At 39.1% G+C, this 13,769-nt stretch carries 8 protein-coding genes; 4 read left to right on the top strand and 4 right to left on the bottom strand.

Going from position 1 to position 13,769, the window contains the following annotated elements:
• Window positions 1-11: 11 nt before the first annotated feature.
• The 4 genes from GD630_RS19250 to GD630_RS19235 are packed head-to-tail and all read left to right on the top strand — an operon-like array spanning window position 12 to window position 7,248.
• Window positions 12-3,302, top strand: coding sequence for a SusC/RagA family TonB-linked outer membrane protein (locus tag GD630_RS19250; RefSeq protein ID WP_007758522.1), 3,291 nt, complete (start codon window positions 12-14; stop codon window positions 3,300-3,302).
• A 15-nt stretch (window positions 3,303-3,317) separates the two neighbouring features.
• Complete coding sequence (locus GD630_RS19245) at window positions 3,318-4,859, top strand: SusD/RagB family nutrient-binding outer membrane lipoprotein (RefSeq protein ID WP_143868007.1); 1,542 nt, start codon at window positions 3,318-3,320, stop codon at window positions 4,857-4,859.
• A gap of 32 nt (window positions 4,860-4,891) precedes the next feature.
• A complete protein-coding gene (locus GD630_RS19240; protein WP_143868005.1) occupies window positions 4,892-6,010 on the top strand; it encodes a glycoside hydrolase family 18 in 1,119 nt (372 codons plus the stop codon).
• 29 nt (window positions 6,011-6,039) lie between these two features.
• Entirely contained in the window at window positions 6,040-7,248 is a 1,209-nt protein-coding gene (locus GD630_RS19235) for a BT_3987 domain-containing protein (protein WP_143868003.1), read from the top strand.
• Between the two features lie 170 nt (window positions 7,249-7,418).
• Here GD630_RS19235 and GD630_RS19230 read toward each other — a convergent pair whose 3' ends face one another.
• From GD630_RS19230 to GD630_RS19215, 4 genes are all read right to left on the bottom strand, one after another.
• Window positions 7,419-8,099, bottom strand: a complete 681-nt coding sequence (locus tag GD630_RS19230; RefSeq protein ID WP_143868001.1) for a hypothetical protein — start codon at window positions 8,097-8,099, stop codon at window positions 7,419-7,421.
• A gap of 135 nt (window positions 8,100-8,234) precedes the next feature.
• Window positions 8,235-11,084, bottom strand: coding sequence for a TonB-dependent receptor (locus GD630_RS19225; RefSeq protein WP_143867999.1), 2,850 nt, complete (start codon window positions 11,082-11,084; stop codon window positions 8,235-8,237).
• A 5-nt stretch (window positions 11,085-11,089) separates the two neighbouring features.
• Window positions 11,090-12,406 (bottom strand): DUF4925 domain-containing protein, encoded by a 1,317-nt coding sequence (locus tag GD630_RS19220; RefSeq protein WP_143867997.1) that lies wholly within the window; start codon window positions 12,404-12,406, stop codon window positions 11,090-11,092.
• 28 nt (window positions 12,407-12,434) lie between these two features.
• Complete coding sequence (locus tag GD630_RS19215) at window positions 12,435-13,640, bottom strand: DUF4925 domain-containing protein (RefSeq protein ID WP_143867995.1); 1,206 nt, start codon at window positions 13,638-13,640, stop codon at window positions 12,435-12,437.
• Between the last annotated feature and the right edge of the window lie 129 nt (window positions 13,641-13,769).

The raw sequence follows: 13,769 nt of genomic DNA, 5'->3' as shown, positions 1-13,769 counted from the left end.
ATACCAGGAAAATGCTACAAATGTATAAAGAAATAGCAGGACGAGTGCTCCAAAAACAGGTTTTTCTTACTTTTTTAGTATTATTAATGATGCAGACCTCTGTTTTTGGGCAAAAAGATAGTAAAATAACTATCCAGCAGAAAAATATGACTGTAATTGAGGCTTTAAAATCTGTGGAAAGACAAACTAAAATGTCTATCAATTATAGTGATTCTCAATTGAAAAGCAAAAAGCTTACCAATCTGAACTTGAAAAATGCGCTTATAACTACTGCGCTTGATACAATCTTAAAAGGAACAGGTTTCACTTATCAAATCCGTGATAATTATGTTATAGTTACCGAACAAAAGTCGGTAGCACCTTCTGTAGTGAAGAATATAAGAGGCAAGGTAGTTGATGAAAATGGAGAACCACTGATTGGTGTGAATATCTCGGTGGAAGGTAGTTCTACGGGAACTATAACTGATATGAATGGAAACTTTATGATAAAAGCTTCCGATAAATCTAAGTTGAAAATATCTTATATAGGGTATGCAACTCAAATGGTTGCCGTTTCAAATAAAGATTTTTATCAGGTTGTGTTAAAACAGGACGCTGAAGTCTTGGATGAAGTTGTTGTAACCGCATTAGGTATAAAACGTGCGGAAAAGGCTTTGTCATATAATGTACAACAGGTGAAAGGGGATGAATTGACTACTGTGAAAGACGCTAACTTCATATCTTCATTGAATGGAAAGGTTGCCGGTGTTACCATTAATTCTTCCAATTCAACCGGTGGCGCATCCCGTGTTGTTATGCGTGGTATAAAGTCTATCACTTCTTCCAACTTGGCGCTTTATGTGATTGATGGTGTGCCCATGTATAATATGATGAATGGTGGCAATTCACAAAGCGTTTTTGCTGACCAACCGGGTACGGATGGGGCGGCTGATATTAATCCGGAAGATATAGAGTCTATCTCTATGCTGACAGGACCTTCCGCCGCTGCATTGTATGGTAATGCTGCCGCTGCGGGTGTAGTGCTGATTACCACTAAAAAAGGATCTGTTGACAAGACGTCTGTGACAGTATCTAACAATACAACTTTCTCAAAAGTGGCGATGATGCCAGAAATGCAGAGTAAGTACGGAAATGTGGCAGGAAATGTGGATAGCTGGGGACCAATTGTGAATAGCAATTATGATCCGCGCGATTTCTTCCGTACAGGTAGTAACGTGATAAACTCTGTAGCTTTGTCTACCGGTAATCAAAAGAACCAGAGTTATTTGTCGGCTTCCACTACCAATACAACAAATATCCTGCCGAACAGTGGATATAACCGTTATAATTTCACTGTACGCAACACGACCAGTTTTTTGAAAGATAAAATGACACTGGATGCCGGTGCAAGCTATATTCTTCAGAACGATAAAAATATGGTATCTCAAGGATACTATTATAATCCACTGCCCGGACTTTATCGATTCCCCCGTTCGGAAAATTTTGAGGATGTGCGTATGTTTGAGCGTTACAATGAGGGTTTAGGTATAATGGAACAGTATTGGCCTTACGGAGAAATTTCCAGTGGACTGGCAAATCCATATTGGGTACAAAACCGTCAGATACGTGAGAATAAGAAAACACGTTATATGGTGAATGCTTCTCTGAAATATCAAATATTTGATTGGTTGGATGTCACAGGTCGTGTGAAAATTGACAATTATGAAAATCGTAAGACATACAAGGCGTATGCTTCTACCGGTAGTCTGACTGCAGGAGACAGAGGAACATATCATGATACTTGGGCTCAGTCAAAGACTACTTATGCAGATGCCATTGCTACGGTAAATAAGAACTTTAACGATTGGTCTGTGAATGTAAACTTGGGTGTATCTTTGAATGACAGTCGTTATGAATCGATCGGATATGAAGGCGGCTTGAAGATTTATAACTTCTTTGCTGTTCATAATTTGGATTTTGATAAAGCATGGAAACCAAAGCAAGAGGGTTGGCATGATCAGACTAGAGCTATCTTTGCGAATGCAGAACTAGGTTGGAAGTCAATGCTTTATTTAACGGTAACCGGACGTAATGACTGGGATTCAAGATTGGCTTTCTCTGATTATAAATCATTCTTCTATCCGTCGGTAGGGCTTTCGGCTATTCTTACAAGTATGTTTGATACACCGGAATGGTTAAGTTTTTTGAAAGTTCGTGGTTCATATACTGAGGTAGGTAATTCTTACGATCGTTTTATGACTACTGTCACTTATCCATATGATGAAGCGTCGCATAATTGGAACACGACTTCTGTTTACCCGAATACTAAATTGAAACCAGAACGCACAAAATCATGGGAAGTGGGGGTAGACGCCAGATTTCTGAATGATATCAGTTTCAACTTAACTTACTATCGTTCCAATACTTACAATCAGACTTTCCATGCAACTTTGTCTGCTTCTTCCGGATATTCATCTATTCCTATCCAAAGTGGAAATATTATGAATGAAGGTATTGAAATGTCTTTAGGATATGATAAGAAGTGGGGAGATTTCTCTTTCAACACTAATTATACGTTGACTTGGAATCGTAATGAAATAAAACAATTAGCTGATGGCGCTTATAATTATGCTACCGGAGAGCCGATCGTAATGCCGGAGTTGGATGTTTTGCATTATGGACAATTAGATGCCCGTCTGCTTTTGCGTGTAGGTGGTTCAATGGGAGATGTATATGGTCAGAAAGTGCTGAAACGCGATCTCAATGGATATATCCTTAATGAGGAAGGAGTAGGTCTTGCCCTTGAAAATAAGGAAACTCATTTGGGATCTATCTTGCCAAAGATGAATATGGGATGGAATTTGGGATTCGGATATAAAGGTATAAATCTGGGTATGACATTTACCGGACGTTTTGGAGGTATTGTACTAAGTGAAACGCAATCAGTATTGAATGCTGCCGGTGTGTCTAAAATTAGTGCGGATGTTCGTGATGCGGGTGGCGTACCGATTAATCAAGCCAAAATAGATGCGCGCAATTACTTCCAGACAATTCAAACAGCTTCCGTTTACTATACATATAGTGCTACAAACGTGCGTTTGGGTGAATTAAGCCTGAGTTATACATTGCCGAAGAAATGGTTTGCCAATAAATTAGGTATGACTGTCGGACTTGTAGGAAAGAATCTGTGGATGATTTATTGCAAAGCACCTTTCGACCCGGAACTGACTACTTCGGCTGCGTCTAATTTCTATCAGGGATTTGATGCATATATGCTCCCAAGTACGAGAAACTTTGGATTTAATGTCAAATTTCAGTTTTAAATAGTAAATATAGGTATGAACAAGATAATAAAATATATTGGAGCAAGTGCGGTTATATGCTTGATGGCAGGATGTACTACTAATTTTGAGGATTTCAACACCAATCCGTACCAGCCTTCTAAAGTGCCGGCTAATACATTGCTGTCGGGAATGTTTAATGTATATGCAGCACCTATGCAAAATGACTGTCAGCATATAAATTGTATGTGGGCTTGTTTTAGCGGACAAATTACCGCACCTAATACTTGGTCAAAAGGGGAAAATCTTTTTGCTTATTACAATGCGATGGAGGATCATAACGCTGCTACCTGGGCTAAAATATATGCACGCATTTATCCTAACTTCTTCCGGATTGAGGAAGCTACGGAGAAAAAGGGTGTTATCTACGCTATGGCTCAGTTGACACGTATTTATGCAATGCAGATGATGGCCTCCCTGCAAGGTCCTATCCCTTACTCTAAAGTGAAATCGGGTGATATAAGGGCTGCTTATGACGACGAACCGACTGCCTGGCGTGCCATGTTCGATGATTTGGATAATGTAATTACTATATTGAAATCTGCAGCGGAATTGGGAATTAACCAGGATTTGGCAGCAGTAGATCAATTTTATGGCGGAAATTGCGAAAAATGGATGAAATTTGCCAATACATTAAAACTTAGAATGGCTATCCGGGTGTCCGGAGTAGCAGATTATGCTCAGGCTAAAGCTGAAGAAGCTGTACGTGGTGGTGTGTTGGAGTCTGTTTCCGATAGTTCGTATGACACAACTAGCAGTGGTATCAATGAAAATGGCTATGCTATTGTGAGTGGATGGGGCGAAGTGAGAGCTAATGCTTGTATTACCTCATATATGAATGGGTATAAGGACCCACGACGTTCCGCTTATTTTACTAAGCAAGCGGCTGGCTTTTCTGAAGATTATGTAGGAGTCCGTTCGGGATCTTCGGTAGCTCCAAGTCCTTCTGATTATCAGAACTATAGTAACCTGATGATAACGACTGATAAAACATTGCCGCAACCGGTGATGTATGCTGCAGAAGCAGCTTTCCTACGTGCTGAAGGCGAGCTGAAAGGCTGGGATATGCAGGGTGATGCGGAGACTTTCTATGAACGGGGAATTCGGTTGTCATTTGAGGAATTTAAAGTAACCGGAGTAGATGAGTATTTGGTTGATGATGAATCGAAACCGGGAAATTACGTTGATCCCAATCACTCTGCCGACAATTATAGTAATTTGTCTACTATCACTATTAAATGGGACAAAAGTGCCACTCCGGAGGAAATGTTGGAGAGAGTGCTTACTCAAAAGTGGATAGCTCTCTATCCGGATCCTTTAAATGGCTGGTCGGATTTCCGTCGTACGGGATTCCCGAAAATATTTCCGGCAACACATTCTGCAAATCCGGATTGTAAACCGGCTCGCGGGCAACGCCGTCTTCGTTTTGCTGACACAGAGTATAATACGAATAAAGAAAATGTGGAGGCTGCTGTGACTATGCTTAGTGATGGGAGAGACTCTAATGGTACAGATTTGTGGTGGGCTTTGAAAAATTAGAGATTATTAATGGTTAATTTTAAGATTATAGTATGAGAAAATTAATATATTTCATATTTGCGTCTGTCGCTGTACTAGTATTTGTGCAATGTAGTGACTGGACTGAAATGGAGAATAAATTTACTGAACCGGTGAATATTAATAGCGAGGATTACTATCGAGCCTTGCGTGAATATAAAAAAACAGATCATCCTATTTGTTTTGGATGGTATAGCGATTGGTCGGGGACAGGTGACAATATGAATAACCAATTGAGAGGTATTCCCGACTCCATGGATTTAGTATCTTTGTGGGGCGGCGCTTTCAATTTGACAGAAGCGCAGAAAAGTGATCTTAAAGAGGTTAGGGAAAAGAAAGGAACTCGGATATTGTATTGCCAGCATATCATGGATATTGGTAGAAGTATGACACCTGCTTCTGTGGAGAATGACCATGTAGTAGACGGTGTGCAATATAACTCTTATGCAGAAGCTATGGCAGCTTATTGGGGATGGTATGCAACCGGATATCATCCGACTTACAATAATCACTATGGTGATGGCTCCCCAGAGGGTATTGAGGCTGCTATCCGTAAATATGCACGGGTTATTGCGGATTCTGTCAATAAGTATGACTATGACGGTTTTGATATTGACTATGAACCGAATTACGGTTATCCGGGTAACATTTCCAGTCATCCGGAACGTATGCACATTCTTCTTGATGAGTTATCGAAGAATTTTGGACCGAAGTCGGGAACAGGCCGTATTCTTATGGTGGATGGAGAACCTCAGACTTTGAATACTGAATCCGGTGGACTATTGGATTATTATGTGATTCAAGCATATTATAGTCGGGGTGATACTGATTTAGATACTCGTTTCAATAAACTGTTGGCTAAATTCGGATCAATAGAAGATGAAGCTACAATTCTTCGTAAAACAGTTTGGTGTGAAGACTTCGAGAAACATAAATCAGATGGAGGACCACAGTTTACGACTCGTGACGGTGTGACGACGTATTCTTTAAAGGGAATGTCTATGTATTATCGTTCAGGATTGGATGCACGTATCGGTGGTGTAGGAGCGTATCGTTTTAACTTGTGTCGTCCGGTAAATGACTATTTTTTTATGCGCGAAGTGATTCAGGTGATGAATCCTGCCCAACATTAATACTATGAATATAACTAAAAATGAAAACTATGAAGATGATTAGATTTTCTAAATATGTGGTATTGGTAATTATTCTGACATCAGTCTTTGGTTGTGATGATGCGGAAATGAAGGCCATTGATAATGGATTATATATTCAGGAGGCCGCACCTTCTAATAAATTCGATCAACAGATGGAGACACAATTGATTGATGAAGGCGAAGTTGTGAAAACATTGACTATTCGTTTGGTTCGTGCTATTGAGCAAGATATAACTGTAACTTTGGATATTGATCAACAATTGCTTGATGATTATAATCAAAGGAATGATGCGAATTATCAGGTTCTTCCGGAAGAGTTTAGGAGTTTTGAAAAAGAAGTAACGATTACTGCTGGCGATGTATCGGCTCCTGTTGTTAATCTTACTATAAAACCATATACGGCTCCAAATGGTGAAGCTTACGCTATTCCAATTAGAATTACTTCTGTTGAAGGACCGATAGAGATGAAAGGAAATGCGAATCATATGCTTTATTTGCTGACCTCTCCCAATAAACAAAAAGCGGTAATCTTACAAAATAGTAATACTACCCAGATTCGATTTAAAAATGAAATCCCAGTCGACCAATGGACTATAGAATATTGGCTTAGAGTTGATAATCATAATAAGTGGGATCTTAATGGCTATGTGGGACTTAGTAATAAATGGCTTAGACAATACATTTATCATGATGGTTCTGCTCCTATTTTATTTAATCAGATATTGCCTCGTTATTGGGCTGATGGTGTTGCCCAAATAGCTCCTACTTTGCAATTTCATATGGATAATCCGGGATTTGATATGGATAGTGAGGAATTTTGGTGGCCTGATATTTGGTATCATATTGCTTATACTTATGATGGAACCCAAATAACTTTATATAAAGATGGAACAAAGAATGTTAGCAAGGCTGATACGAGAGAGCATGCATTTTCGAGTATGACGCTTGCTGGTGGTAGTTTCTCTTATGGCGGTTATAGTATGCAAGTAGAATTTGCTCAGATTCGTCTTTGGAAAAAATGTTTGACGCCAACAGCAATTCAGGATGGTATGTCACGTCAGATATCAGGAAATACGGATGGTTTGATTGGATATTGGAAATGTGATGAGGGCAGTGGCAAAGTTTTAAAGGATAGTAGTCCTAATGGGAATGACATAACTCTAGATGGAACGCCTAAATGGAGTGAGCTATATAATTTTGCTCATCCTAACGATTAGCTGTTGTTAATGCTATAATTTAGAGAAAGGAGGAAGCTTTGATTTGAAGTCTCCTCCTTTTCTTTTACTATTCATTCATGTTACTTTCTACCGGACATAATATGTTTTAATTGGAATAAAGTGATCTGATTTGATTGTAGGATTGGAGTTTTATTAGAGGAATGAATAAACTAAAGAGTAATTCCGAATACAAAATAGACCTGTTCCTCGTAAGGGTTAGCTATTAATTTTCCGAATATGGGCAAAGAAAAATTGGAGGTAATTTTGAGTTCTTTTGTTGCGGATAACCCGACGTTGACTACATTGAATTTATTGGAATAAAAACTTTCCCAAGGTGTAAAGCCTGCTTCGATACTTAGATTTACGTCCTTCACATTGAAAGGATAACTCAATTCACAGTAACTGGACCAAGCGCGTTTCCCGTTTTCCCGGTAGTCATTTCCTGCAAATGTGGTGTACCAGCTTACAGATAGTGGAAATTTTTCGCTAAACATATATCCGGCTCCTATTTCAAAAGTATGTCCGGTGGAGTGTGAACTGTAATTGAAATATTTGAAAGGTTCATCCTCTGTTTGGGTAAAGTAGTTATTGAAGTAAAGAGTCAGGTTTTTATACTCATATTCTAGTGAAAGGTCTATTTCATTATTTTTTTCCCGGAACTCGGTGGAACCCCAAGCATAGACGGTCAACCCTTTCCAGTTGAGGCCGAGTGAGGGTTGCACACTTGCATTGCCGCTGTCAATACCACGCCAGATATAGCTGCTGACGAAATCTGCATTTACAAAAACTTCTTGTGCCTGTGCAAAGGCTGCGTAAAATAGGATTGCAATAAGTACAATATGTCTTTTCATTTTATCGGTTGTATTTCTTTGTTTTCGGGTGCAAAGATACGTAATATATAAATTAAATGTGACTGGATAGGGCAAAAAAGGAAACGACTGCATTATGCAGCCGTTTCGTAATCAATTATAAATCTTAATAGTCATTTAGAAAGTGACATCCATTTTCAGTACGAAAGTGCGTGGAGCGGCAACCGCCATAGGACGATAGCTGTATTCTTTGTTCAATAGGTTATTTACCATAAATTGGAACGCTACTTCTTTGGTTGCTTTTACTCCAAAACGCAGGTCGACGGTAGCATAATCCGTATTGTGTTTTTTCCAGTAAGTAGCCAGTGTCTCGCCTTTTGAATAGCCGAAGAGAATACCGCGTACATAGTCCATCAGATCTTTCTGCTGTTTATCACGTTCGTCCATCATCAAATAGTCTACTGCGAGAATTTTACTCTTCCATGCAATGTTGGCACCTACATTGATACGCTTCCACTGGAAATCTACCGTAGCTTTAAAGCTATGTTTAGGACGGTATTTCAGATATTTTCCCGTATTTGATTTCTCCTTCATCTGTAACGGGTCGGTATAAAGTCCTTCTACGGCATTGCGTTCCTGATAATCAGCATCACGAGGTTCGGTATATACATATCCTAAGTTATAGAATAGTTTTGTATTTTTATTGAAGTTGTACACACCGTTTGTAGAGATTTCAATACCGTAGATTTGTGCTTTCGATACATTATGAAATTGGGCACCGATTCCAAAGCCTTTACCGTCTGACAACATCTGAATGGCATCGCCAATACTGTTGATCATCGTATAGTTGGCATTGTTGAACAAACCGAACTGGAATTCAACCATATCTTTATATTGCGTATAGAATCCTGCAAGGTCTACAAATCCTTGCAGATTGCCGACTTTATATCCCTGTTTGAATCCTAATTCCGCATTAAATCCCTTTTCCGGTTTGATGTCCAGATTAGGATAGATACCGACTCCACCGATATCTTTACGCAGGTATTTTTCATTGATGGACGGGTTGCGGTATCCCTGTCCGAAGCTGGCACGGATAAAACTGTAATCAGCCAATTGATAATTTAATCCGGCACGGAAAACAGGACGGAAGGGGACCTTTGTTCCGAATATTTTTGTTTCCGCCTCTCGGTGATGGCTGTTTACGCGGTAGTATTCGGCACGTACACCGGCCGATACGCTCAGACGGTCCCAAAAACGTTGGTCATATTGCAGGAAAGCGGCAATGTTGTCACTTTTATATATCTCATCCATTACGGCAGAATCATAGCGGATATGTTCGAATGTAACCCCCGTAGTGATTTGCGCACCACTGTTCCATTTTTTATTAAATTGGTAGTCGAGGTAATAGTCGAAATTCTTGTCCGTCTGTGTTTTCGGATTAATGCGTGACGGATTAATAACATTAGATAGCCAAGGAACGAGATCACTGGGCAATTTATCATCCTGTATCAGTTTGTCTAAATCAGCGGGCAGCCCGTGATCCATAGTCCATGAGATTAAGTCGCAATAGTCGGCGGTTGTTGCATTCGGGAATATATTTCCTAATGAAGTGAATATTCCATTCATTGCATTTTCCAGATTTCCATTGATAAGTCCTGAACCAATGCCAACTAATGCCGGGTAAAGTGAACTGTAATCACCTCCTGCTATATTCTGTATTGTTTGGGCATCGGTTCCCATATTCCCTAGAATATCGGTAATGGAGGCTCCGTTGGTGGGGCGTATAATGTTGTCGGCACTATAATAGAAGCGGCCTTTAATCTTATGTGATGTACCGTTCTCCGGATTCACATAGTTGATGAAAGGGTCGATATGGAAGTTATTTTCTTCACGTCCCATGTTGGTGAAAGGAGATGGCTTGTATACTTCTGTCGGCGAACGCCAGATAAAGAAATCTCCATATTGGTTGGACAGGAAGTCAACATTGAATCCATAGTTCAACAGTTTCATACCCATATCCGGCTGATGATAGGTCAGGCTCCCACCCATCCGGAAACGTTTGTTGTATCCTTGTTCGCGATATCCTTCGTCGGTGAAGAGATTAATACCTCCGCTAACGTCGAAATTACCGATACGGCGGGAGTGGGAAAGGTCGAATCCTTCGTAAATAGGATTGCGTACACCACTAAGAAGGCTTCCACGCAAGATAGGTTTCACTGCGTATTTATCCTCTTTCCAAAAGCTCTTGTCGCTCCATTGATATTCATCATTTTCTGCATCACCATATACACCGACGTAAGCACTGAACCTGGTTTTCGGAGTTAGTCCCGGCCGGGCGGTACGGATATTGATAATACCATTCAGTGCTGACGAACCATATAGTACCGAAGAAGCTCCTTTTATCACTTCCACTTGTTCTACATTTTCTAGAGGTACGGTGTTCCAATTTATTTCTCCGGTTTTAGGGTTGAGTGTACTCATTCCGTCTACCAGAATTTGGCTACGTGCACCTACTCCGTAGGTCCATCCGCTACCACCACGCATGGAAGGCTGTTTATCTACAATATCTACTCCGGGAAGTGTACGAAGGGTAGAGGAGATATCTGTCGGTGCCTGGCGGGCAATATCTCCTGATTTGACTACATCCATAGAGACGGTAACATCGCTCAACTTCTGCTCAAAACGTCCTGCACTGACCACTACTTCTTCCAGTAGCTTGGTGCTTTCTTTCATATAGACGTCTTTGGTGACAATTTCACGTTTATTGATCACAATAGGCATTAGCACATCTTCATAACCTACATAACTGAAAACAAGGTCAACTCCTCCTTCTGGAAGTTTGATTTCATATTCTCCGTTGATGTTGGATACTACTCCCTGATTGCCGTGAAGCTTATAAGTGACGGCTGCTCCTACCAATGGTTCATTGGTCTTTGCATCGTATATATGTCCTTTAAGGGTTTGGGCAAAACTATTCCCAAATCCAATAAGACTAATTAATAAAGTTAGGATATGTAGTTTTTTCATTTTTCTTATTTTTTATTGCTTTGTACAAGCTCTAAACCAAATTCGATTTTTTGGGGCGAAAGGAAAGCTTTCGAAATTCCATCTAAAAACGCAGAGATTATGCTTCCTAATGCTTGCATATCCTCTGGAAGCATACTAATTACTAATGGACTCAAGTCTGGAAGTAATTTAGCTATAGGAGTAAATTCTTCTTTATCTAAATAAATATGAGTGTGCCCCTCTTTTGAGGTAACAAGCATTGGAATTCCTGTAGTTAACCAATTAAAAAGTGCTTTGAAAGAGGTATCATTGATATTGATCAGAAATCCAAGTGTGTCGTTGTTTAGACTTTGATTAAGGGTAGTTAGTAGTTCTTTCAATTTCATCGGATCCATTTGAGAGATAGCATCAATGATTGCATTAATTATATTTGCATCTATATGCTTGTCGCTAGCTATTTGAGAAATTATATTGGCTAAGTTTAATTTTAATATAAACTTGTCATTTTTCTGATGCCAGTTAGCAAACCCTTTAGGAGATGGAATGTATTTGCGATTAGCAATATGAGGAGTGATCATATCTTGTGTCAGTGGAACTGAGAGAAAGCCAAAAATAGTTTCCATATCTAGTCCTGATAGTGGTTCATTAGAATAGGAGGCTGTTATATTTCCATCTGCTCTTAAAGTTATATCTTGTAAAACTTGTGGTAAGATATAGCTTAAAATGTTTTGAATTGCATTACCCCATGTCTGAGTTGTGGCTCCGCTTTCTGAAGCTTCTATGTCTGCATAAAAATAGCATGATGCATTTAAAACTTGTCCATCAACTTCTTGCCATGTATATTCATCTCCCCATATATCCCCCACTACAATCCTTTTGATACCGTTAATAACTGTAGGTAGTTTGTAGGTGTTTGCCCATAACTCAGCATTACCCATGTGAAGATTGGATATATTTAATGTTAACTGCCCTTTTGTGACACGCCCTTCGTATCTAAAGGAGGTTAAAGTGTTCTCTCCCATTCCACTCCCGGAAAAAGAATATCCTTCCTCATCTCCGGAAAGAGGGATGGATACCATTTTTAATTCTTTCTCTCCCGGTAAAATATCATAAAGAGTAACAATAGCTGTTTCTCCGGTTACAGTACTAAAGTCTACAGATTTTCCAATCATCGTTTCTCCATTATAGGTAAGAATTAAGTTTGGATTGGGATTTGATAGCTTGTTTGAATAATTAGCTGTCACATCTACCGGAGCCGGTCCGTAATGATCATTATCACAAGATGTCAGTAAACTGAGCGTTATGACAAGGAAGCCTGTCATTAAAATAGATATCTTTTTCATTGTTCTTTCTTTTTGATGGTTAAGATAATTATTGTTGAATAGTGAGATCGACTCCTATTTCCATTTTGTCTAATAATGTGGTAACTTCTTTTAAATCCATTTTCAATAATGACGAAATGATATTGACGAACGGTGTAAGACTTTCTTTATTGAAATAGATATAGGTATGATCCTTTGTTGTTTGGCTGATTTCCATTGGAACACCATTCTTTAGCCATGACATTAGCATAGTGAAAGTGACATCGTCTACCTTTAAAATATACGTCAGTATTTGATTATTCAGAACAGTATTGAGAGCGCTTAATGCTAGTTTCAATCGTACTGGATCAGATTTGATAAGTGCTTCGCTAATGCCGATGATGAGTTGATTATCTATTTCTTGTCCATTATTTTGAGTAATAAGGGAGATGATGGCGGGTATGTTCAATTGTAATACAAATGAATTATCATCTGTTTGATTCCAATAAGCTAATCCTATAGGGGAAGGAACATAGGTACGTTGTCGAAGCAGGCTTTTAAACTCTGCGTCTGTTTTATTTGCATTGGCAATCTCTATAATTTCATCAAGGTTTATGGAACTGGTAGTATAATTGGCAGTAACAAGCCCATTTCTCTCTAACGTTAAATCTTTCAATATATAAGGAAAAAGTACGTCTAAAACATTGGTTGCAGTCTGTTTTATTTGTAGGATGATTGGTTTTATCGATTCGTTTTCTTCTTTTACTGTTATGTTTACATAACTAGCTCCACTATTGCGTACTGTTACTTCTTCGGTTGTTGTATGTGAGTAGGCGGGGAATACGTATGTATTCGCAACAGAACCGTAATGAGCCATCGTCACCTCAAGTGACAATTGCATAGCTTTCGGTGTAATTCTACCGCTATATTTAACTTCAGCCCCTGTTTTCGTAACGCTCGTCCCATTGAATGTATAAGCATCTTTTTCTCCACTTTCATTCAATTGCACATCATTGATTGGAGTTGTGTTTTCTCCCGGAATTACATCGTTTAATGTCAGTGTTCCTGTCTCACTGTCTTCCGTTTTAAAGTTGACTGTTTTTCCAGCCAATTTCTCTCCACTGTAGGTTAGGTCTAAAGTGTATGGCTTGATATACGAACCATATTCCTGGCTGATTTCTCCCGGCCAAAAGAGTTTGTCGTTGTAGGTTTTCTCGCAGGAAGCCAAGAGTAAAGCCATACAGGCGACATAAAATAGTTTCTTAGAAGTTTTCATTCTCTTTTAGTTTTTATTAGAATATTAATTAAAACTCTGCAAAGGTCGTTTAATGTTTATTTGCTATCAAGCTCCATATTTGGGATTCAATGTTCTATATTTACTATTTTAATTCGTATAATCTAATGA

The sequence above is a fragment of the Bacteroides zhangwenhongii genome (genome assembly GCF_009193325.2).
GTDB classification, from domain to species: domain Bacteria; phylum Bacteroidota; class Bacteroidia; order Bacteroidales; family Bacteroidaceae; genus Bacteroides; species Bacteroides zhangwenhongii.
The sequence above is the reverse complement of the archived record's forward strand: the minus strand, read 5'-3'. Positions and strand labels throughout refer to the sequence as shown.

Excerpts from the sequence above, each read along its gene's own strand:
- GD630_RS19250 (WP_007758522.1), top strand. The coding sequence starts at position 12 with ATGCTACAAATGTATAAAGAAATAGCAGGACGAGTGCTCCAAAAACAG.
- GD630_RS19245 (WP_143868007.1), top strand. The coding sequence starts at position 3,318 with ATGAACAAGATAATAAAATATATTGGAGCAAGTGCGGTTATATGCTTG.
- GD630_RS19240 (WP_143868005.1), top strand. The coding sequence starts at position 4,892 with ATGAGAAAATTAATATATTTCATATTTGCGTCTGTCGCTGTACTAGTA.
- GD630_RS19235 (WP_143868003.1), top strand. The coding sequence starts at position 6,040 with ATGAAGATGATTAGATTTTCTAAATATGTGGTATTGGTAATTATTCTG.
- GD630_RS19230 (WP_143868001.1), bottom strand. The coding sequence starts at position 8,099 with ATGAAAAGACATATTGTACTTATTGCAATCCTATTTTACGCAGCCTTT.
- GD630_RS19225 (WP_143867999.1), bottom strand. The coding sequence starts at position 11,084 with ATGAAAAAACTACATATCCTAACTTTATTAATTAGTCTTATTGGATTT.
- GD630_RS19220 (WP_143867997.1), bottom strand. The coding sequence starts at position 12,406 with ATGAAAAAGATATCTATTTTAATGACAGGCTTCCTTGTCATAACGCTC.
- GD630_RS19215 (WP_143867995.1), bottom strand. The coding sequence starts at position 13,640 with ATGAAAACTTCTAAGAAACTATTTTATGTCGCCTGTATGGCTTTACTC.